The organism is Pedosphaera parvula Ellin514 (genome assembly GCF_000172555.1).
GTDB lineage: Bacteria > Verrucomicrobiota > Verrucomicrobiia > Limisphaerales > Pedosphaeraceae > Pedosphaera.
In genome coordinates this window covers 1-22099 of record NZ_ABOX02000014.1, presented here as the reverse complement: position 1 = coordinate 22099, position 22099 = coordinate 1, and the positions used below count along the sequence as shown (strand labels likewise).

17 protein-coding genes are annotated in these 22099 nt (G+C 52.7%); 7 read left to right on the top strand and 10 right to left on the bottom strand.

Annotated elements, in window-relative coordinates:
* Position 1 precedes the first annotated feature (1 nt).
* The 3 genes from CFLAV_RS12840 to CFLAV_RS12830 are packed head-to-tail and all read left to right on the top strand — an operon-like array spanning position 2 to position 6255.
* On the top strand, positions 2-2434 hold the full coding sequence (locus CFLAV_RS12840) for a DUF1549 domain-containing protein (RefSeq protein ID WP_007415164.1): 2433 nt from the start codon (positions 2-4) through the stop codon (positions 2432-2434).
* A gap of 18 nt (positions 2435-2452) precedes the next feature.
* Positions 2453-3874 carry a c-type cytochrome domain-containing protein gene (locus CFLAV_RS12835; RefSeq protein WP_007415163.1) on the top strand — a complete coding sequence of 474 codons (1422 nt, stop codon included), beginning with the start codon at positions 2453-2455 and terminating at the stop codon, positions 3872-3874.
* A gap of 2 nt (positions 3875-3876) precedes the next feature.
* A complete protein-coding gene (locus CFLAV_RS12830; protein ID WP_007415162.1) occupies positions 3877-6255 on the top strand; it encodes a PPC domain-containing protein in 2379 nt (792 codons plus the stop codon).
* A 34-nt stretch (positions 6256-6289) separates the two neighbouring features.
* On the opposite strand, the gene bamJ is transcribed toward CFLAV_RS12830, so the two are convergent.
* Positions 6290-7144: a BamJ family beta-barrel-assembly machinery protein gene (gene bamJ / locus CFLAV_RS12825; RefSeq protein WP_040548491.1), complete on the bottom strand. Its 855-nt coding sequence runs from the start codon at positions 7142-7144 to the stop codon at positions 6290-6292.
* A gap of 185 nt (positions 7145-7329) precedes the next feature.
* Between bamJ and CFLAV_RS12820 the strand changes: the two genes are divergently transcribed.
* Complete coding sequence (locus CFLAV_RS12820) at positions 7330-9804, top strand: carboxy terminal-processing peptidase (RefSeq protein WP_150107401.1); 2475 nt, start codon at positions 7330-7332, stop codon at positions 9802-9804.
* Positions 9805-10215: 411 nt separating this feature from the next.
* Positions 10216-10833, top strand: a complete 618-nt coding sequence (locus CFLAV_RS12815) for a hypothetical protein (RefSeq protein ID WP_007415159.1) — start codon at positions 10216-10218, stop codon at positions 10831-10833.
* 79 nt (positions 10834-10912) lie between these two features.
* On the opposite strand, the gene gap is transcribed toward CFLAV_RS12815, so the two are convergent.
* The 8 genes from gap to CFLAV_RS12775 form a co-directional block, all read right to left on the bottom strand.
* Entirely contained in the window at positions 10913-11962 is a 1050-nt protein-coding gene (gap, locus tag CFLAV_RS12810) for a type I glyceraldehyde-3-phosphate dehydrogenase (RefSeq protein ID WP_007415158.1), read from the bottom strand.
* Between the two features lie 175 nt (positions 11963-12137).
* Positions 12138-13217, bottom strand: coding sequence for an ABC transporter permease (locus CFLAV_RS12805; RefSeq protein WP_007415157.1), 1080 nt, complete (start codon positions 13215-13217; stop codon positions 12138-12140).
* Entirely contained in the window at positions 13210-14145 is a 936-nt protein-coding gene (locus CFLAV_RS12800) for an ABC transporter permease (RefSeq protein ID WP_202796894.1), read from the bottom strand. Before CFLAV_RS12800 ends, CFLAV_RS12805 begins: the two co-directional genes overlap by 8 nt.
* A gap of 29 nt (positions 14146-14174) precedes the next feature.
* A complete protein-coding gene (locus CFLAV_RS12795) occupies positions 14175-14363 on the bottom strand; it encodes a hypothetical protein (RefSeq protein ID WP_150107400.1) in 189 nt (62 codons plus the stop codon).
* A gap of 109 nt (positions 14364-14472) precedes the next feature.
* Complete coding sequence (locus tag CFLAV_RS12790; protein WP_007415154.1) at positions 14473-15894, bottom strand: peptide ABC transporter substrate-binding protein; 1422 nt, start codon at positions 15892-15894, stop codon at positions 14473-14475.
* 9 nt (positions 15895-15903) lie between these two features.
* Positions 15904-16329 (bottom strand): preprotein translocase subunit SecG, encoded by a 426-nt coding sequence (gene secG / locus CFLAV_RS32265; RefSeq protein ID WP_007415153.1) that lies wholly within the window; start codon positions 16327-16329, stop codon positions 15904-15906.
* A gap of 12 nt (positions 16330-16341) precedes the next feature.
* Positions 16342-17106: a triose-phosphate isomerase gene (tpiA, locus tag CFLAV_RS12780; protein WP_007415152.1), complete on the bottom strand. Its 765-nt coding sequence runs from the start codon at positions 17104-17106 to the stop codon at positions 16342-16344.
* Positions 17107-17173: 67 nt separating this feature from the next.
* On the bottom strand, positions 17174-18430 hold the full coding sequence (locus CFLAV_RS12775) for a phosphoglycerate kinase (protein ID WP_007415151.1): 1257 nt from the start codon (positions 18428-18430) through the stop codon (positions 17174-17176).
* A gap of 627 nt (positions 18431-19057) precedes the next feature.
* Between CFLAV_RS12775 and CFLAV_RS12770 the strand changes: the two genes are divergently transcribed.
* Positions 19058-20167: a hypothetical protein gene (locus CFLAV_RS12770; RefSeq protein WP_007415150.1), complete on the top strand. Its 1110-nt coding sequence runs from the start codon at positions 19058-19060 to the stop codon at positions 20165-20167.
* 293 nt (positions 20168-20460) lie between these two features.
* Here the strand turns inward: CFLAV_RS12770 and CFLAV_RS12765 are convergent, their stop codons facing one another.
* Positions 20461-20673 carry a hypothetical protein gene (locus tag CFLAV_RS12765; RefSeq protein ID WP_040548487.1) on the bottom strand — a complete coding sequence of 71 codons (213 nt, stop codon included), beginning with the start codon at positions 20671-20673 and terminating at the stop codon, positions 20461-20463.
* Positions 20674-21152: 479 nt separating this feature from the next.
* On the opposite strand from CFLAV_RS12765, the gene CFLAV_RS12755 reads away from it, so the two are divergent.
* Positions 21153-21818 carry a hypothetical protein gene (locus CFLAV_RS12755; protein WP_007415148.1) on the top strand — a complete coding sequence of 222 codons (666 nt, stop codon included), beginning with the start codon at positions 21153-21155 and terminating at the stop codon, positions 21816-21818.
* The last annotated feature ends 281 nt before the right edge of the window (positions 21819-22099 follow it).

Sequence of the window (22099 nt, the reverse complement as noted above, 5' to 3'; positions counted from 1 at the left end):
CATGTTTTCCAAAAGCATCCATGCCCTTGCGTGTTGTCTCGGCGTCTTGATTTCCCAACAGGTCCATGCCGCTGACTCCATCGCCATCCTTCCCTCCAAATTCCAACTCAGTGGCAGCGCCGCCCATCAACAACTGATTGTCGAGAACTTCAAGGACAACCAATTCGTCGGCCAGTTTACCAACGCCATCACGTTCACATCCAGCGATCCCCACATTCTGAAAATCCAGGATGGCATCGCCCTGCCGCTCAAAAACGGCACCGTCACCATCCAAGCCAGGGTCGGCAAACAAACCGCCAAGGCTGACGTCACGGTCACGAACATGGACAAACCGTTCGAGTGGAGCTTCCGCAATCATGTGCAACCAGTCCTCGCCAAGGCTGGATGTAGCGCCGGTGCCTGTCATGGTGCGGCTGCCGGTCAGAATGGTTTTAAACTCTCCCTGCGCGGCTACGATAACGAAGGCGATTATCTCACCCTTACCCGGCGCGCCATCGGTCGCCGCATCGTCCCCAGCGATCCCGGACGCAGCCTCATCCTGCTCAAGCCCACCGGAACCGTGCCCCACAAAGGCGGCAAACGTTTCGAAGTCGATTCCATCGATTACAAAATCCTCGCCGACTGGATCGCCTCCGGCACTCCCGGCCCAAAAGAAAACGAACCACGCATCGAGCGCATTGAATTCCTGCCGGAACACTTCATCGCCACGCCCGGCGCAACGCAACAGCTCAATGTCCTCGCTCACTTCTCCGATGGCCACACCGAAGACGTCACGCACTGGGTCAAATACACCTCCGCCAATGGCTCTGTCGCTCAAGTCGATGACAACGGCCTCGTCAAGACCATCGGCTTCGGTGAAGGTGCCATCACGGGCTGGTACTTGAGTCGCATCGCCGTTTCCACCGCAACCGTTCCTTACACAAACAAAGTGGAGAAAAACCTCTTCACGAAGGCAAAAAAGAGGAATTTCATCGACCAAATGGTCATGGCGAAGCTGCAGAGCTTGAATCTACCGCCTTCTCCCAAATCCACTGATTCCGAGTTCATCCGCCGCGCGTTCATCGATACCATCGGCATCCTCCCCACCGAAAAGGAAACCCGAGATTTTCTCACGAACAAGGATTCCAAAAAGCGCGACAAGTTGATTGAAACGCTCCTCAACCGCTCTGAGTTTGTCGATTACTGGAGCTACAAATGGTCCGATCTCTTGCTGGTCCAAAGCAAGAAACTGAAGCCCGCCGCTATGTGGTCCTATTACAATTGGATTCACAACAACGTCGCGGCCAACACTCCCTGGGACAAAATGGTGCGCGACCTCATCACCTCGCGCGGCAGCACGCTTCAGAATGGTGCTGGGAACTTTTACGTGCTGCATGACGATCCCCGATTGATGGCGGAGACTGCCTCCCAGGCTTTTCTCGGCATGTCAATCGGTTGCGCCAAGTGCCACAACCACCCCATGGAGAAATGGACGAACGATCAATATTATAAAATGGCGAATCTCTTTGCGCGCGTCCGCACCAAAAACGGCCCCGTCGAAGGCGAAAACATTGTCTTCGCCGCCAGCACGGGTGATTTAATCCAGCCTCTCACCGGCAAGCCCCAACCTCCCGAACCTTTGGACGGCACACCAATGTCCTTGGAATCCACCGAAGACCGTCGCAACCACTTTGCCGATTGGCTGGTATCCCGTGACAATCCCTACTTCACTCGCGCCATCGTAAACCGTATTTGGAAAAACTACTTCGGCGTCGGTCTGGTGGAAAATGTGGATGACTTGCGTGTCACCAATCCCGCGAGTAATGAAAAACTCTTTTCCGCCACCGCCAATTATCTTGCAGACCAAAAGTTCGATTTGAAAGCCTTGATGCGGACCATTTTGCAATCGGAAACCTATCAGCGCACCAGCACCCCACTGAAGGAAAATGAGGATGATAGCCGCTTTTACTCTCATTATTACCCGCGCCGACTCATGGCGGAAGTGTTGCTCGACACCCTCTCCGAGGCCACCGCCACCTCTGGTGACTTCAAGGGTTATCCCAAAGGCTGGCGAGCCATCCAACTGCCCGATTCCAACGTCGATTCCTATTTCCTAAAATCCTTCGGCCGTCCCGACCGGGAGAAAACCTGCGAATGCGAACGCACTGCCGAACCCAACGTGACCCAGATCCTGCACATCGCCAACGGCACCACTCTCAACAAAAAATTGGAAGCCAAGGAAAACATCATTGCCAAATGGATGGCCGACAAGATTCCTGCAGACAAGATCATCGAAGATGCCTACCTCACCTCTCTCTCCCGCTTTCCCACGGCTACGGAAAAACAAAAAATGGTGGCGACGATTGATCAGGCCGGGGAAAAAGACAAACGTGCCGCTCTGGAGGACATCTATTGGGCGCTCCTCAGCAGCAAGGAATTTCTCTTCAACCATTGATATTAATTGCCATCACGGATGAACCTTCACGGCACAAAGCTGTTTCTCGCTTCCAGCACCTTGCTTTCCATTTTGTCTCTCATCTGCGTTAACGCGGAAGCGGAAAATTCCTCAACGAACGATTATGCCGCCGTGGATGCCATTTTCCAAAAGCATTGCCTCGATTGCCACGGTTCGCAGGACCCCGAAGGTAAACTGGTGCTGGAGAATTTCGAGAGCCTCATGAAAGGTGGCGAAATCGGTGCGGCACTGGTCCCCAGCAAAAGCGCGGATAGTTTGCTCGTGCAAATGATCGAAGGCCGTTTCGAAAAGGAGGGCAAAAAGAAGATCATGCCTCCGGGTAAACGACCGAAACTGGATGCCACTGAAATCGCCGCCATCAAAGCCTGGATTGACGCTGGCGCGCACGGTCCACCGCTCGGCACGATTGCCACCAGAGAATTATCAGTGCCCAAAATTGCCCTGAAGGTTGCTCCACGCAAGCCGATTATGTCGCTTGCCTACGCGCCAAATCTCGAACTCCTCGCCGTTGGCAGATATGGGGAAGTGGAACTGCGGTCTTTGAAGGATTCCGCTCCTCGTAAATGGACAGGTACGGGTCCGCGCGGCAATATAAATGGCGTCACTTTCTCGCCCGATGGGAATTTTGTCTTCACTGCCTCCGGCGAACCTGGCATTTACGGAGAGGTGCATCAGTGGAAGGTGGCTGATGGCTCGGTAGTCCACCGTTGCACCGGCCACAAGGATGCCATCTATGCCCTCGCACTTTCACCTGATGGTAAAATTCTCGCCACCGGCAGCTATGATCAGAAAATCATTCTTTGGAATGTCGAAACCGGCAAGGAAATCAAAACTCTCTCCGGCCACAACGGCGCCATCTTTGGTCTCGCCTTTCGGCCCGACGGCAAAATCCTCGCCAGCGCAAGCGCCGACCGCACCGTGAAACTCTGGGATGTCGCGACCGGAGAGCGACGCGACACGTTATCCCAACCCACGAAGGAAGTGTACGCCGTCGCCTTTAGCCCCGATGGCAAGCGCCTCATGGCGGGCGGCGTGGATAACCGCATCCGTATTTGGCAAATCAGCGAAACTGCCGCGGAGACCACGAACGAGCTGCTCGACTCCAAATTCGCGCATGAGGGCTCCATCTTGAATCTGGCTTTTTCCAGTGATGGAAAAACCCTGGTTTCTTCCGCCGAAGATCGCACGGTAAAACTTTGGAACGCAGACAAGCTGACCGAACGTGCGCTGATCGAAGTCCAACCGGATTGGGTGCGTGCCGTGACCTTCGTGGCAAACGACAAAACCCTCGTGGTGGGCCGCATGGATGGCACCATCGGTTGTTACGACACGACGACCGGCAAGCTGGCTTCAGATTTAACCGCCCAGCTTGAGCCCGCAGCAAACGCCCAAACCAGGGTCGCCACTAGTTCCCAATAGCCATGCATGTTCTGACAAAATCATTGATCATCTGCCTGGCTGCGCTGCTAGCCCTCAACACCTCCGCCGCAGCAAAAGCCAAGGCGGCCAGGGAAGCCAAGGAAGCCGAAAAGAGGATGAAGGTTCCACCCGGCCAACCGGAAATCTTCCAACTGGAACCGCGCGGCATTCAGCGAGGCAGCAGCGCCGAAATCAAACTCATCGGCACGAATCTTGTCGACCTCACGGAATTAAAGTTCTCCAACCCCAAGCTCAAAGGTGAATTCATCCGCACGGCTGAGACCACAACCAATTCGGCCTGGATCAAAGTGATCGCCCCGGCCGACCTCCCGCGCAACTCATACGATCTGTCGGTTAAAAATGACAAAGCCGAAAGCAGCAAGATGAAACTTTACGTCGATGACCTGCCACAAGCTTATGAATCGACAACAAATAAAAGCCCGGTGCTGAAGCTGCCAGTCAGCTTCTGGGGCATCCTCGATCCCGCGGGAGATGCCGATGAAGTCCAATTCGAAGCCAACGCGGGCGAAACGATCGTGTTTGATGTAAATGCCAAAAGCATTGGCTCAAAGGCCGGTGCGGCGTTGAATCTCTTCAATGACAAAGGTGTGTTGCTGGCCTCCAACAATGGTTTTGATGGTGGCGATCCATTGCTTCACTTCCAGATCCCCGCCCGTGGACGTTACCACATTCGTGTTACCGATGAAATGGCCACTGGCTCGAAGGAGCATTTCTACCGTCTCTCGATGGGAAGTTTTCCGGAGGTCGTGGGCTGCTATCCGTTAAGCGTGCCCGCAAACCAGGAATCAGAAGTGGAGTTGACTGGCTTCAATCTCCCGCCGTCCCACAAAGTAAGGGTAAAGGCTGGAGCCAGTGGCGAAGTAGAGGTCCCGGTAAGTCCTGAGCAATACCGCAGCCGCAAAAGCTTCAAGGTCCTCACTGGCAACGAAGCCGAGTCAGTCGAAACCGAGCCAAATGACACTCCTCAACAGGCCATGATGATTCCCGCGCCCGGTGCCGTTGATGGACGCATTTGGAACAACTCCGGTCAACCGGACGCCGACATCTATAAATTCGCAGCTAAAAAAGGCCAGCACTGGATCATCGAAACCGTCGCTGCCCAGCGCGGGTCACCGACGGATACCAAAATTGAGATCCTGCACGAGGACGGCAAACCCGTGGAACGCTTGGAACTTCAGGCAGTCCGCAACTCAGCGATCAATTTCCGCGCCATCGACTCCAATGGCGCGGGCATGCGCCTGGATAACTGGACCGAGATGGAGCTGAACGAATACTACTACATGCAGGGTGACGTTAGCCGCCTCTTTCGCATGCCCCAGGGACCAGACTCCGACATGCTGATGTACACTGCCAATGGCAAACGCCGGGCCTACTTCGACACCACCGCCACTTCCCATGCATTGGATGAGGTGGGCTATATTGTTGAACCACATCAGCCGGGCGAAAAGCTGGATAACAATGGTCTGCCCATTTTCCCGGTTTATTATGAAAACGATGATGACGGAGAACGCCGGATTGGTACCGACTCCCGCCTTCACTTCAACCCTCCCGCTGATGGCACTTATCTGGTGCGGGTAACCGACACCCGCGGCCTGAGCGGAGATCGCTTTGTATATCGTCTGGTCCTTCGGGAAGCAAAGCCGGATTTTAAAGTCACTCTCAACGGCGCAAACCCCACCATTCTTGCAGGCAGCGGCCAGGCCTTTTCCGTCTCCGTGGATCGCATCGATGGCTTTGAAGATGAAATCCGGGTGGACATAACCAACCTGCCCCCCGGCTATATCGTCTCAACGCCCTTGGTGATCGAAGCCGGTCACAACGAAGCCAAAGGCACCCTCAATGTCACTTTGGATGCCGTCCAGCCAAACGAAACCAATCAACCGATGACCGAGGTAATCGCTACCGCGATGGTCGATGGCCAAAAGATCACCAAAGAGGTAAACAATTTCGGAAAAATTAAGCTGGGCGAAAAACCGAAACTTTGGGTGATGCTGGAACCCGCCGCCGGCCCGGGAATCCTGCACACAAATTCAGAGGCCATCCCGAAACCCTTCGAACTCACCATCGCTCCCGGCCAGAGCATCCCTGCCTGGCTCAAAGTAATTCGCAACGGACATGAAGACCTGATCACCTTCACCGTTGAAAACCTGCCTCATGGCGTCATCGTGGATAACATCGGCCTGAGCGGCGTTCTCATTCCCAAGGGCGAGAGCGAACGTCAAATCTTCCTGACCGCAGCCAAATGGGTTCAAGACATGGACCGCCTTTGTTATGCTGTCGAGAATCAAGCCGGCAGGCAAACCTCCGTGCCCCTGTTGCTCCATGTACGTAAAAAAGCCGCCGTTACGGCTTCAAAGTAACGGCGGCTGAAATCAGACCGAATTCGAAGGAAGCTTACTTTTGGTTGGCTTTTTCCTTCGCCTTTTCCTTCTCGATATCTTCAGGCTTGATCGTTTCGATCTTGGCGCCCTTCTTCAACTCTTCAGCCGAAGGCACCTTGATGATATCACTCGTCAGAGGCTGGCTGGGAGCTGGCGCCTCGGGCTTTTTGAAAGAGAGCAACTCAACTTCAAAAATCAAGGTCGAACCAGCCTGGATTTTTGGTGGTTTGGGCGTATCACCGTAAGCAAGATCAGCAGGAATGAACAATTGCCACTTGGAACCTGGCTTCATCAACTGCAGCGCCTCAGTCCAGCCTTTGATGACGTGGTTCGCCGGCGTGCTGGATGGCTGATTTCTCGCATAGGAGCTGTCAAACTCAGTGCCATCGATCAAGGTACCGCGATAGTTGACCGTGACTATGTCATCGCTCTTCGGAGATTCGCCTTTGCCTTCGGTAATAACCTTATACTGCAATCCGCTGGGAAGGGTAATCACTCCGGGTTTGGTTTTGTTGGCAGCTAAAAAGTCAGCGCCAGCCTTTTTGTTCTTTTCAGCTTCGGCCTTGCGCTTTTCTTCGGCTTTCGCACGCATCTGTTGGTTCAAGTTGCCGAAAACCTCACGCATCTCGGTTTCACTCAGAAGGCCTTGGCCCGCAATGCCATCTTTTAACCCCCTTACAACCGCATCCACATCTACTTCAAGGTCATTCCGTTTGATATTGCCGCCGGTGCTCAGCCCAATGGCATAGCTCACCTTTTCCTTGTCATCCTTGAAGGCCGCCTTTTTGTCGCTGGCCTTCTGGTCTTCGGCGTGAACAGCACACGTCAGAAGACCAACCCCTAACATTGCTAAAAGTTGTATTTTCATATCGATTGGTGAATAGTTCCTCGAAAGTCGGCCAACTTTCAATCGAATTATTCGCTCTTGGCGGGGTAAAGCGCAGATTTAAAGGGGGCATACCCTATCAAATAATTGTTTCGATTGTGAACAACTGGGTTTATAATCAGTCAAATAGGCTGCATTACTATACTTTGATATCTAAATCATTAATTGTGAGAATTTTACTTATTCTACTCTGTTTGGAATTTGCCGCCCCCTTGTTTGGGGCCGAATCTCAAATCCAACTCAAGACCTCGGACCAACCGGCTCAGACTAATGAAAATCTGAAGCCACTCATACCGGTCAAATTGGCACCCCAACCTAATGATGGGTGGATCGCCGACCTGACTGCCCGCATGCTGGAGCAATTGCATTTCCTCCATCAGCCTTTGGACCAAAAAATTTCCAGCAAGTTCCTGGATCGCTACATCGATACTCTCGATCCGCAGCACATCCATTTTCTGCAGTCCGATATCGCTGATTTTGAGAAATACCGCACCGTCCTGGGCGAACTGACTCGCAAGCAGCACGATACCTCCCCCGCTTACGTAATTTTCAATCGCTTTATGCAGCGACTCGATGAGCGGGTGGCCTATGCCAACGGATTGCTGAAGAACGATCAATTCGATTTTACCGGCAGTGACCGCGTTTTGTTGGTTCGCAAGGAACAGCCTTTTCCCAAGGATATGACTGAAGCCAAACAATTTTGGCGGGACCGGGTGCGCTATGAATACCTGCAGGAAAAACTCAATAAGGAAGGTCGCGAGGAAATCGGGAAGCTGGTGGCCAGCCGCCCAACACCCGTTGCAGCTGCCCTTACCTGGACTGATTTCCATAAGGATATCGTCGATATTATTTCCCATCGTTACAGCCGGATTCAGCGCACATTCCGTGATTGGGATGGTGATGAGGTTCTACAGGCTTATTTGACTGCACTGGCGCATGTCTATGATCCTCACTCGGATTACTTCGATAAATCCCAATTGGAAAACTTTTCCATTGGCATGAGTCTTTCCCTTTACGGAATCGGAGCGGTGCTTACCTCTGAAGATGGATACTGCAAAATCAAGGAGTTGAACCCGTCCGGCCCGGCTTTCAAGAGCAAGAAATTTAAGGCCAATGACCGTATTGTGGCTGTTGCGCAAGGCACCAACGAACTGGTCGACGTGGTGGATATGCCCCTGACCAAGGTGGTTGAAATGATCCGCGGTCCAAAAGGAACCGATGTGCGCCTGACGGTCATACCAGCCGATGCCACTGATACTTCCACACGAACCACCATCAGTCTGACGCGTGATGAGATTAAATTGGAAGATCAACAAGCCAAGGCCAAGATAATCGAGGTTCCCGGCGACAAAGGCCAAACTCTCCACCTGGGAGTCATTGATCTGCCTTCGTTTTATGCCAGTTTCCCCTTGGTGGGCCATGAGCGAGCACCTGTCAAAAGCACCACTGTTGACGTCGCGAAACTGCTGGCCAAATTAAAGGAACAAAAAGTGGATGGTGTCATTCTTGATTTGCGCCGCAATGGTGGCGGCTCTCTTGAAGAGGCCATCAATCTTACCGGGCTCTTCATCAAGGAAGGTCCAGTCGTTCAGGTGAGCGATCCCGATGGCAAGGTGCAGGTGGACGAAGACACAGATCCCTCCGTCGCTTATGATGGCCCGCTGATTGTTTTGACCAGCCGCTTCAGTGCTTCGGCTTCGGAAATTCTGGCTGGAGCATTGCAGGATTATGGACGCGCACTCATCGTGGGCGACTCATCCACTCACGGCAAAGGTACCGTCCAGAGCCTCAACCAATTGGCTCCTTTCATGTTCGGACATTTGCCGAATCTCTCGACGAATGATCCAGGTGCTCTGGGTGCGTTGAAGCTGACCACCCGCAAATTCTACCGTGCAAGTGGCTCCTCCACCCAGTTGAAGGGAGTCATTCCTGACATTGTTTTGCCATCAATCAACGATTATCTGGAAGTCGGAGAATCATCCCTCGAGAACCCGCTTCCTTGGGACACGATTTCCACTGCCAAGTTCGATAAAGTGAATCGCGTTCAGCCTTACCTTTCCGAACTGTCCAAACGCTCAGTGAACCGCGTGGCTTCCGAAAAGGATTTCGCCTACGTCCGGGAGGATATTGAACAGGTGAAGAAAATCATGGCTGAGAAATCCGCCTCTTTGAATGAAGCACAACGTCTTAAAGAAAAGGAAGAGTCAGACGTTCGCCAAAAAATTCGTGACCGGGAACGCAAGGCGCGGAAACTGGTGGATCAAAAGGCGTTTGATGTAACCTTGACCAATGGCACACCCGTGGTAACTGCTGCCAAATCATCAGCCACCAATCTGGCCGCCACCGCCAAACACACCGCAAACGCGGTTACGTTGGATACTAAACAAGGCCAGGTTAATGCGACCAATAGTTTGGCCCAGGCAAACCTTCCTGACGCAAACAAGTCTGGTTCCGGTGATCATTCTGAAATCAGTCCTGCAGCACTGGCCCAAGGCATTGCCACAGGTGAAGGAGATACCGAAGACTTCGCAGATCCAGACAAGGCTCCTGCGGTTGATGCCCATCTTGAGGAAGCGGAACATATTCTGGTGGATTACATAGCTCTGATGGGCAAAATACCCGCCCTCACCGTGAATCACTAAAGGTCACGCTTTAATTATCAACCCCGCTTCTCATAAGGAAGCGGGGTTTTTCTTTATACCGAATGCCAAAAGAAATTTCCGAATGGCAGGAGGGATTTTGGTTTGAGGCAAGGCGGAGGCCGCCGGCGCTATCTGGAAGATAGCGACAAGGCCGACAACGCCGCCTCAAACCAAAAGCACCCTGCAGCCAATGATTAATGAATTTCTTCGCCCCACAGTCATAATTTTTCAGCGTCCACTTTCATAAAACTTTTTACCCTCTTTGATTCAGTTTCCTTTCCCCATTTCGGAAATTAATTTTGGCATTCGGTATAGTGTGCCCTGAAACGCACACGTTTGCCACCGTGAAGCAGAATTGACATTCCAAACGGTGGGACGCAGAGTGAAACAAAACCAACCTTTGGAATCGATATGAAACGAGTTCTTGTTCTGAGCCTCTTTACGGCCTTGTTTGTGAGTCACTCTTTCGGACAGGGTGCACAGGAAATGATCAAACAAAAGGCCAAGAATTTCCGGGATCAAAACAATGCACAGCAGGGAGTTCCGCCACCCCAGGCAACCCCTCCTCCCGCAGCTCCCGCTCAACCAATCGCACCTTCGGGTCCTCAGGGTATCAGCCAGGCCCAGCAGCAGAATATTGATAAACTTTCAACCGATCTAAGCGTCATCAAACCCGGCTCAGAAGCAACCGCGGAACAAAAGCAGCAGCTGGTCACCGACCTTCAAACTCTGGCAAAGGGGGTTTCCAAGCCTTCAAAGGAGACTCTTGCCAAGCTGGCCAACAATCTCTCATCTGCCCTGGGTGACAAGGGCAATTCCACAACTCAGCAGGCTCAACTTGCGAAAGCCCTGAATGTCGTCCTTAACAGCGGCAATCTTTCTGCCGCTCAAGCCCAGGCATTCATCAAATCGGCGCTCGATAGCCTTAAGGCTGGCGGAGTAAGCGAAGCCCAATTGCAAGCGATTGGCGGCGATCTTAAATCCATCGTTACCGACCTGCAAAAAAGCAAACCCCGGCTTTACCAGTAATCTCGCTTTAAAAATAAAAGCAAAACGGCGGTCCATTACTGGATCGCCGTTTCTGTTTTAGATTTTTACTGACTGGGAATTACAACCCCTTCTGGATGATGTACTTCAGCAAGTCACCCACTCGGTTGCTGTAGCCCCACTCATTGTCATACCAGCTCACGAGCTTGAAGAAGCGCTTATTCAATTCAATGCCCGAACCATTGTCGAAAATGGAGGAGGAAGTGCTGTGAATGAAGTCGCTGCTCACCACTTCGTCCTCGGTATATTCGAGGATGCCTTTGAGATAGGTTTCACTTGCCTTCTTCATCGCCGCGGCGATTTCAGCATAGCTCGTATCCTTCACGGTCTTGAAAGTAAGGTCCACCACCGAAACGGTTGGCGTTGGAACGCGGAAAGACATGCCGGTCAGCTTGCCCTTTACTTCAGGACAAACCAGCCCGACTGCTTTCGCAGCGCCGGTGCTGGAAGGAATGATGTTGATGGCCGCACTGCGTCCACCCTTCCAATCCTTCTTGCTGGGACCATCAACGGTCTTCTGGGTCGCCGTATAGGCATGCACCGTGGTCATCAAACCTTCCTCGATGCCAAAACCTTCCTTCAGCAACACGTGCACCAGGGGAGCAAGACAGTTCGTAGTGCAGGAGGCATTTGAAATGATGTTGTGCTTGGCCGGATCATATTTGTCCTGGTTCACACCCATCACGAGGGTGATGTCTTCACCCTTGGCCGGTGCGCTGATAATGACCTTCTTGGCGCCGGCGGTGATGTGACCCTTGGCCTTTTCGGCCTCGGTAAACAAGCCGGTGGATTCAATGACAATATCCACTCCAAGTTGCTTCCAGGGAAGTCCGGAAGGATCCTTGGCGCTGACCACAAAAATATCGTTGCCATTGACCACGAGCACATCGTCTTCCGCTTTGTCAGGGGAGGATTTCTTGGAGCCAACCTGGCCCTTGAACCGACCTTGGGTGGAATCGTACTTAAGCAAATATGCCAGATTGTCGGCCGGGACAATGTCACCGACGGCGACTACCTGAACTTCCTTGCCCAACAAACCCTGTTCGGCGATGGCGCGAAACACAAGGCGACCAATGCGACCGAACCCGTTAATTGCAACTTTAACTGCCATATTTTTTTCGATTTCAGTTTACCAAAACTTAGGTCGGGGATGTTACCTGCGAAGCCCCAAGCGTCAACGATGAATTATTCCCAATCCAGCCTTCATCGAAGTTTTATAGTAAGCCAGATATTGTTTGAAGCAAGTTGTACTGGTGATTTCGCCCGGCACACCCGGCCAAGGGGCGTTATTTATCGTCGCCTCGCACATCCCACGCATCCCGCAACCCGTCACCTAAGAAGTTGAGCGCGAGCAGGGTAAAAATCAAAATCGTGCCCGGATACGCCAGCAACCACCAATAAACCCGGATGGTGTTGATCTGATCAGCCCCTTCCGCAATGAGGGAACCCCAACTGGCCATGGGCGGCTGAATGCCCAACCCAAGAAAACTTAGAAACGATTCATACAAGACAATCGCAGGCACAGTTAAAGTAAGATATACGATCACCACTCCAAAAACATTTGGCAAAATGTGATGCCGGAGAATATGCCGGTTCCGCGCACCCAACGTCTTGCTCGCCTCCACGAAGGAACGACTGCGAAGAACCAGCACCTGGCCACGAACAATTCGCGCCATGTTCAACCATGAAACGGCGCCCAATCCGATGATTAACAAAAATAGTCTGGTGAATTTCACCAGATTATTGGCAAGTTCAGGGTTGCTGCCGGCAAGGTGATCAAAGAAAAAAGTTCTGATTCTGCCTTCAAAAGCGGTTATTAGCACGATGACGAAAATGATCGAAGGCAGGGAATAAAGGATATCCACCACGCGCATCATGAAATTATCCCAGCGTCCACCAAGATAACCCGCAATGGCTCCCCACAACACGCCAATAATAAGACTGATCAGCGCCCCAAAGCCGCCAACCAGCAACGAAACTTGCGCCCCGTAAAGAATGCGCGACACCAAATCTCTTCCATGCACATCTGTGCCGAACCAATGCTGCGCACTGGGCGGATCAAAGGAGGAATCGGTAAGCTTGTCCGGATCAAACTGCACCGCAAACGCCAAACCCCTCGGCCCCGACTTGCTGGCGACTTTCAGCACCATCGGCCAGGCGATCACCACTATCACCAGAATAATCAGGAACCAGGCTCCAATCACTGCGGGACGATTACGTTTGAACCGCCGCCAGGCCTTTTGGTTCGGGCTGAGATGAACCTGCGGATTGTTGTTCAACTTCGGTTCTGGAGTCAAAGATGCTCCCGTGCTGCCCGGCAATGTTGCCGCGGGCTTGGGTTCCGGGCTGATCAGCGGCTCACTCATATTTCACCCTCCGATCGAGTGCCAGATAGGCCAGATCCACCAAAAGATTAAGCGTCAGCAGTAACGCAGCGTAAAGAATTACCAACCCCATCTGCACGGTGTAATCACGGTTCAAAAAACTGTTCACGAAAGGCGTGCCCAACCCGGGAATCTGAAAAATATTTTCGATCACAAACGACCCGGTTAGCAAATCTGCCAGCATCGGTCCGGCATAGGAAACCACCGGCAGAATCGCGATCCGTACCGCGTGCTTGAGCAACAGCGTGGTCTCGCTCATCCCCTTCGCCCTGGCTGCGGTGATGAACTCGGACTGCATTACATTCAACATTCCTTCCCGCATCAATCGAGCTATGCGGCCTGAATAATAAATCCCGAGCGCAATCATCGGAAGCACGGCATGCCATGACGATTCCCACAGTGCCACCGGGAACCAATGGTAATGGATTGCAAAAACCACCACTAGAACCGGTCCCATGACAACTCCCGGAATACAAATCGCCAGAATCGCCAGAAAACTTCCGGCATAATCCTCCCATTTCCCCCGCTTCACAGCGGTCAGAAAACCCAGCGGAACACCGAGGCCAAGTGCAAACCCAAAGGCCATGAAACCCAACGGCAGTGATACCGGCAACCCCTGTGCTATGATGTCGTTTACCGAATGATTCCGGTAAATCAACGAAGGCCCGAGATCGCCTCGAATCAAACCACCTTCGAACCAGTGAACATTTCCTTTTTCATCCTTATCATAACCCACTCCCAAATAGCGAAGATACTGCCTCCACAAGGACTCATCCGTGTGAAATTTTCTCGCAATATTCCGCTCCACTTCAGGCGTGGCCGGCTTCCGCTCACGATCAAAAGGCCCGCCAGGAACCAGATGCAGCAAACCAAATGCAAGCAGGCTCACCACCAGCAGCAAAGGTATCATTATCAATAGGCGACGAATAAAATACATACCTAGTGAATGGCCGCCTCCCGACTGTTGCCACCAGCTTTGGACTTTGACTCAACCTTGACCTTCGAGATCGCATTCAACGGATGCGAATCCAGAATGTTCGGATAAATCCCTTTGATGCTGTTCGTGTTGAAGTAACTGAAACCCACATAGAAATACAATGGTATGATCGGATTTTCATCCCGGATCAAAATAGTTTCAGCCTCTTGAAACAACTTTTCGCGCTTGGCCAGATCATTCTCCTTGTCCGCCGCACGGATTAACTCGTCATAACGGGCATTGCTCCAACCGGTCCGATTGTTACCGTTCCCGGGTCATGAACATATTCAGGAACGTATCCGCGTCGTTGTAGTCGCCAATCCAGCTCGCACGACAGGTATCGAAAGCGATTTTGGATTGATTCGCCAGATACACCTTCCATTCGACCTGGCGCAGCTCCATCTCTATGCCCAGCTCATCACGCCACATCTGTTGAATCTCCACCGCAATCTTCGCATGTATCTTTGCTGCACCACCTGCAGAAGCATTGAACATATATTCAAAACGCGGGAATCCCTTGCCGCCCGGAAAACCAGCTTCCGCCAAGAGCTTCCGCGCCTTCTCCGGATCGTACCCCAAGCCTTTGGGAGCGTGATAGCGGGCAGTGCCTGGAGGAGTATAATTCTCCGCCGGTTCCTCTCCCGCCTTGGTAAGTTTTTTTGTAATCCGTTCCTTGTTAAGAGACAGGGCCAATGCCTGGCGCACGCGCACGTCATTGAACGGCTTTTTATTTACATTAAAACGAATAAAATATGTGCCCAGGATTGGCGCTACATGAAAATCCGGCCGCTTAAGCAGCACATCCAACAATTCCACCGGCACCAAATCCTTGTCCCACACAATGTCCGTGCCACCGGTTTCATAAAGATTCAACGCCGTGGTTGGCGAACCAATCGGCAGAAAGTCAACCAGGTCAGTCTTTGTATTCGCAGCATCCCAATAGCGCGGATTTTTTCGCACACGAATTTTATCGTTGATGCGCCACGCCTCCAAAGTATATGCCCCACTCACTGGCAATGGCCGGGCCATCAACCACCGGTCACCATACTTTTCAATGCATTGCCTGGGAACCACCGCGAGGGTCGGAAACGCGCATAGATCCAGAAAGAATGCCGTGGGATTATTAAGTTCAACGCGCAGGGTGTATCGATCCAGCGCATGCACTCCGACTTTGGAAGTATCCTTTATTTTACCGCTGGTATACGCCTCGCCATTTACCAGATAAAACAGCTGCCCCGCATAATCACTGGCCGTGTTCGGATCCAATGCCCTTAACCACGAATAAACTACATCGTCCGTCGTGATCGGCTCGCCCGTGGACCATTGCAGGTTTGTCCGCATATGAAACGTATAGATACGTCCATCGGGTGAAATCTCCCATTTTTCTGCCAACCCGGGAATCGGCTCGGCAGTCACCGGATCCAACCGCGTCAACCCCTCGAACAACGACGAGACAATCCGCATTTCTGCGACGCCTGTGATAATCGCCGGGTCCAGCGATTCCGGTTCAATCCCATTTACGATGACAATATCCGCGCGCGGCTCATGCCGGACACAGCCAGTGAAAACCACCAGGGAACAAAGAACCAGCAGAACCACGCTCACCAACTGGCTCACACCTTTCCAATAAAAAGGACGAAGCGCCCCCAATGTTTTTTTGGTGGCGCTTGTCTCGAAATTCATCGGGCAAGGTTATTTGGCCGGGGCGTTACTACCGACTTTCGGGGCAACCGGAGTCGTCGAAACTGAATTGCTTGTAATCGTCAAAGGAATCGGCGCATTACTGCTAACCGTTGGCGCAGTCGCAGGCACTGCCGCTGGAGCGCTCGCGCCCGCTTTCTCAACTTGCTTGCGGAACTCCAAATCACTTTGCTTGCGAGCATGCGAATTCACAATCGAGAGGAAAAACGCTCCCAGGAAGAAAACACCCGCCGCATACTTGGTCAGCTTGGTCAAAGCCGTGCCGGAACCCGCGCCGAACAGCGCATCTGCCGTGCCGCCACCGAAAGCCATGCCCGCTCCCGCTTCCTTCTTTGGCAACTGCACCAAAACCAGCAGGATCAGGAACAAACAATCAATGACCAAAATAATGCTTAAAATAACGCTTAGGAATCCCATACTCGTCTCTTTCTATATTGAATTTTTAATAATGTCACCAAAACTTCTCACTTCCAGGCTCGCACCACCCACCAACGCGCCATCCACATCCGGCTGGCTCATCAACTCCCGCGCATTCGAGGCCTTCACGCTGCCGCCATACTGAATCCGCACCCGCCGCGCCGTCGCCTCATCATACAGGCTCACCAGCAACTTGCGAATAAACGCGTGCGCTTCCTGTGCCTGTGCAGAAGTGGCCGTCTTTCCGGTGCCAATCGCCCAAACCGGTTCGTAAGCAATCACCGTCTCTTCCATCTGCTGCTTGGTCAAGCCCGCCAGGCTGCCGCGAACCTGCGTGTCCAAAACCTTTTCCATCAATCCACCTTCACGCTCCGCCAGCAACTCACCCACGCACACGATCGGCTTGATCGATGCCGCATGCGCCGCCAAAGCCTTCTTCGAAATCAACGCATCCGACTCCTTCTGATACTGCCGCCGCTCCGAATGACCTAAAATAACATAACGCACCGAAAATTCCTTGAGCATCCCCGCCGCAATCTCACCCGTATAAGCCCCGGACTGATGCTCGTTCATGTTCTGCGCGCCCAGGCGAATGTTCGAATGCAAAATCACTTTCGAAACCTCGCACAACGCCGTAAATGGCGGACACACCACGATATCCACCTCTTTGATGCTGGCCAACTCCATTTTCAGGTCGCTGACCAAATCCAGCGCCTCGGCAACCGTCTTGTTCATCTTCCAGTTGCCCGCGATGATCAGCTTGCGTTCTTTATCCATACGTCAAAAAAATATTTACGTCTCGTTAGCTCCCGTTAACTCACGGTAACTCCCGTTAGCTCACGGTTTACTTGTCATTCAACACTGCCACACCCGGCAAAACTGTTCCTTCCAGGAACTCCAAACTCGCTCCACCACCAGTACTCATAAAAGTCACCTTATCGCCCAACTTGGCTTTTTTGACAGCTTTAACGCTATCGCCGCCCCCAATGATGCTCTTTGCACCATTTTTCCCGGTTGCTTCGGCCACTGCGCGACCCACTGCAAACGATCCTTCGGCAAATCGTGGGTCTTCAAAAATCCCCATCGGCCCATTCCACAAGATGGTCTTGGCCTTCGAAATCACATCACTGTATTGCTTGATGGTTTCCGGCCCGATATCCACACCTTCTTCGTTATCCGGAATGTCCAAACCGCTGTTCGTACGCGGATTCGTCAAATCAATGATCGGCTTGCCCTTCTTGTTCAACTTATCGGTCATCACCGGCGTCGCAACGGTATTATCCACCGGCAGAAGGAATTGCACACCCTTGGCTTTGGCCTTGTCCAAGGCTGCCTTCGCCACATCCACCTTATCCGCCTCCACCAACGATTTCCCAACCTTCTTGCCCAATGCCAGGCGGAAAGTATAAGTCATCGCCCCGCCAATCAAAATCGTATCCGCTTTGTCCAGCAGGTTGTCGATCACCTTGATCTTGTCCGACACCTTCGCCCCGCCCAAAATCACCACGAATGGCCGCGCTGGCTTTTCCAATTCTTCGCCCAAAAATTTCAATTCCCGCTCCATCAGCAGGCCCGCAGCCGCCTGCCCGCCCCGCTTCGTAATCACCCGGGCCACACCTTCCGTCGAGGCATGAGCACGATGCGCCGCGCCGAATGCATCGTTCACATACACATCGCCCAGCTTTGCCAATTTCTCTGCAAACACCGGATCATTCGCCTCTTCCTCGTTGTAATAGCGAACGTTCTCCACCACCAAAACATCCCCTGGTTGCAGGGCATTCGCCGTTTTTTCGGCCTTCTCGCCAATGCAATCATCCACAAACGCCACGGGGCGACCCAACAAATCCGCCAGCTTCTTCGCCACCGGACGCAAGCTCATCGTCGGCTCCTTCGTCCCCTTCGGACGCCCCAGATGCGCCATCAAAACAATTTTCGCCCCTTGACCAATCAAATATTCCAACGTCGGCAGGGTCTCCTCGATACGCGTCGCATCGTTGATCACCATTTCCCCGTTCTTTTCTTCCATCGGGACGTTATAATCCACGCGCATCAAAACGCGTTTGCCACGAACATTCAGATCTTTTACCGTCAGTTTAGCCATAAATCAGCAGGGGCGAGAAGATACCTTAGCCACCCGGCGAGTCAAAGCCAATTCGCACCCCATTTTTACTGCCTAAAAATAGCCAATACACAATTCCAACTCCCCATAAAATTTTTTTCAACCTTCCGATACCTTCTAATACCTTCCAATGGCTTCCGATACCTTCCGAACCGCACCGTTTCCGTCCCAGATTCCAGTTCATACAATGGTTTTTGTGGGAATTTTGATTGCTGGCTAGGCGCGAGGAAGGAGCATCCCCTAATGGGGCTGCGACTGACGAGCAACAACGCCAGCGATCAAAAGGCCCACAAAAACGGGAGGGGCGATTATTGTTGTGTATAACCCGCCCTCCTCCCCGCCACTCCTCCTTTTTCCGATCTCGCCATTTGGATAATAGCTCAATCGTCATGCCCACAACCTTAGCAGGGGGGTTGGACATAGCCTGTCCACCCCCTCCTTGCATCCAAAACTATCTTCCATTGCCCATCAACCACTTACACAAACCAGATCGAAAGCCTTCAAAATTCTTTCGCACTCGCGCATAGGGATTTTCCGTTGACAAAATCGGCGATTTTCGACATCTCTACCTCGTCCCCGGACAGTCGAGAACATGCAATTGAGCCTGTCATGAAAACACACTTCTCACCTGTTGCTTCCCGACACCCATTCATCCGCATCCTCACTCTCAGCCTGATGCTCTTTTGCCTCGCCAACGACACCCATGCAGGCGGCACCATGGGTATTGATTCCGGCAGAGTGATCGACAATTCCGGCAATCCCCTCCTCACCCCGGCCAAAGCCGCCAGTCTTGTCCGTGAAAAAGTCGGATACCTGCGCATCGAATTCCGCCTCATCGGCACCAACACTGCCTGGAATGATACCATGCTCGGTTATTACGACACCGTGGTAAACAATGCGCGTGCCGCCGGGCTCCAAATCATCGGCCTCATCGACAACACCTCATGGCTGGGCACGCAATCGGAATGGAATACCAACAATTACGAATGCCAGAACGGCAACGGCCTCAACAACTACATCAACAACTACGCCGGCCAGGCAGTCGTCCCCATCGTCAAGCATTTCCATGATCGCGTCCAACTGTTCGAACTCTGGAATCGGCCCAACTACTGGACCACTCATAAGGACTGCACTTACACCGGTGGCACCTATCTCTATCCCTCCTGCTTCAGTCAATTGCTCGCCAACAGCTACGCCAATCTTGAATACAAAGGCCTCAAACAATTTGTCACCATCATCTCCGGCGGCGTTGCTGGACACAGCACGGGCGGCATTTACAGCTTCCAAAACGCCGGCGCCCAGTATCTGAAAGATACCTACAACACAGGCATCAACCACGTCGGCTCCTTTTCCTACACCCGCAAACGCTGGGGCACCTACCCGCTCGACGCCGTTGGCCAGCAAATCTACATCGATCAGGGCGGCCCCACCAGTTCCAACCAATTTCTCCAATACATCAACTGGGTGCACGATGCCTCCACCAGCTTCGAAGGCACCGCCGTCACCAGGAAAACCATCATCACCGGATTCGGTTGGAACACATCGACCATCCCCGCCCCGCTGCAAAACACCAACCTCAACATTGCCCTCAGCGTCATCCAGACCAATCCCCACCTCGTCTCCCTTGCCGTCTTGAATAATTCACCAGACAGCGAAACCAACAACAACGAACCTCTCCCCGGCAAAAGCGTTTCCAAGCAAGCCTACCCCAACTATTAGATTAGCGTACGCGACCCAATCAGGCGCGCCAGCAATCAATTTAATGGTGGAATGAGGCTTCGCCCGAATTCTAACCCCGTCGGCGACTCCATTCACCCCATCGAGCCGACACGCGGACGCGACTCACGACCTCAAAACCTCCATTCACGATTCTCCTAATTTCCTCCTCGACTCCTTGATTCATTTCCGAGAAACCTTTCCCCGTGCCCGGTGATCCACCCCAACAATCAGGAAAAGCACCTTACCCTGCCCGTGGAGTCCACATCCAATCCCATGGACCCACCATCGTATTCCTAAACCTTTGCACCGAAGACCGTGCCAAATTGCTTGCCAACGACCTCGTCCATTCCCTTCTCCTGCAAGTCTGGCAGGATTCCCCCGCTTGGCTCATCGGCAGTTACCTCATCATGCCCGATCACATCCACATCTTTGCTTGCCCTCACGACACTTCCATCAAATTTGACGACTGGGTCACCTACTGGAAAGGCCAGTTCAGTCTGCGCCACAAGTATTCAAAAATCCGCTGGCAATCCAAACCCTTCCACCATCGCTTGCGAACCCAGGAGAGTTACCTCGAGAAACTCGATTACGTCCGACAAAACCCCGTCCACGCCGGCCTCGTCCAGGACTCCAAAGACTGGCCCTACCAAGGAACCCTCAACCACCTCCGCTGGCACTAACCAAATTTCTTAAACCCACCGAACCATCCGTACAGTCGCGTAGTTCTACGCGTACGCGACATGGGCCCTTCATACCGCGCGCCAGCAATCAATTAACAGGTGGAATGAGGCTTCGCCCGAATTCAAACCTCGTCGGTGACCCTGCCAAAACCCATCGAGCTGGTCCGCGGACGCGGCCGGTGATCCAATCCCCACCACCACCCGCACCTTGTTCATCCTTCAGGATACCCGCATGGCCAAAACAATTGTATCCTTCCCTCGCCCCCGCTAAACTCACCACCGAAACAAGCAGGACACAAAATCCCATGCACCACAATTTCGCCGCCCATCTAAAACTCCAGATCATCACACTAATCCTATCTCTGTTCGCAATTCTCCCTATCACCGCCGATGCACAAACCAACCCGTCACCACCAACAGCAACCACACCCACCTGGCCTCCTGTCGATCCCGTAAAGGTCTTCGGCAGCCAGGAAAACCTCCAAACCATCCGACACCCCACCTCCGTCGTCGCCTACCGTATCGACCCACAATCCATTTACGCAAGAGAGAGACTGAAAGCGCGCAAGGAATTGGGCCAACGCCTCACTCGGCAAGAGGAGAAAAAATTACACACCCTCGTCGACCCAAAAACCGAAATCGCAGGCTACGAGATCCTGAGCGGCCCCGTCAAACTCTCCACCAATACCATCCAACAACTCACTACCATCTGGACCAACCCCAAAAGCTTTAGTCGTGTTATGACGCAATGTGAGTTCTCCCCCGGCATCGCCTTAAAATATACCCACGACAAAAAAGACATCACCCTCCTCATCTGCCTCCACTGCACCGAAGTCCAAACCATCGTGAACAACCAACCCGTTGGCGGCGCCAAACTCTTCCCCATCGAAAACCAAATCATCACCCTCGCCAAACAAATTTTCCCCAAAGACAAGGAAATCCAAAAACTCGGACAATCCTCCAGTCGGTGACTCCACTCACCGCCACTGAATGCCTCCGCGACCGATGACTCATTCCCACGCGCCAGCAATCAATTAAAGGTGGAATGAGGCTGGTGCCCGTCTGGAAAGACCCCGAATTCAAACCCCGTCGGTGACTTTATCCAGCCCATCGAGCCCATCCGCGGACGCGGCCAGCAGCTCCCCCACCGCAATCATTCCCCCCTTCACAGCAAAAAAAATTACTGCCTCTCTCCACCCCTTTGCTACGCTGACCACCGAAACAAGCAGGACATCAAATCAAATCCCATGCA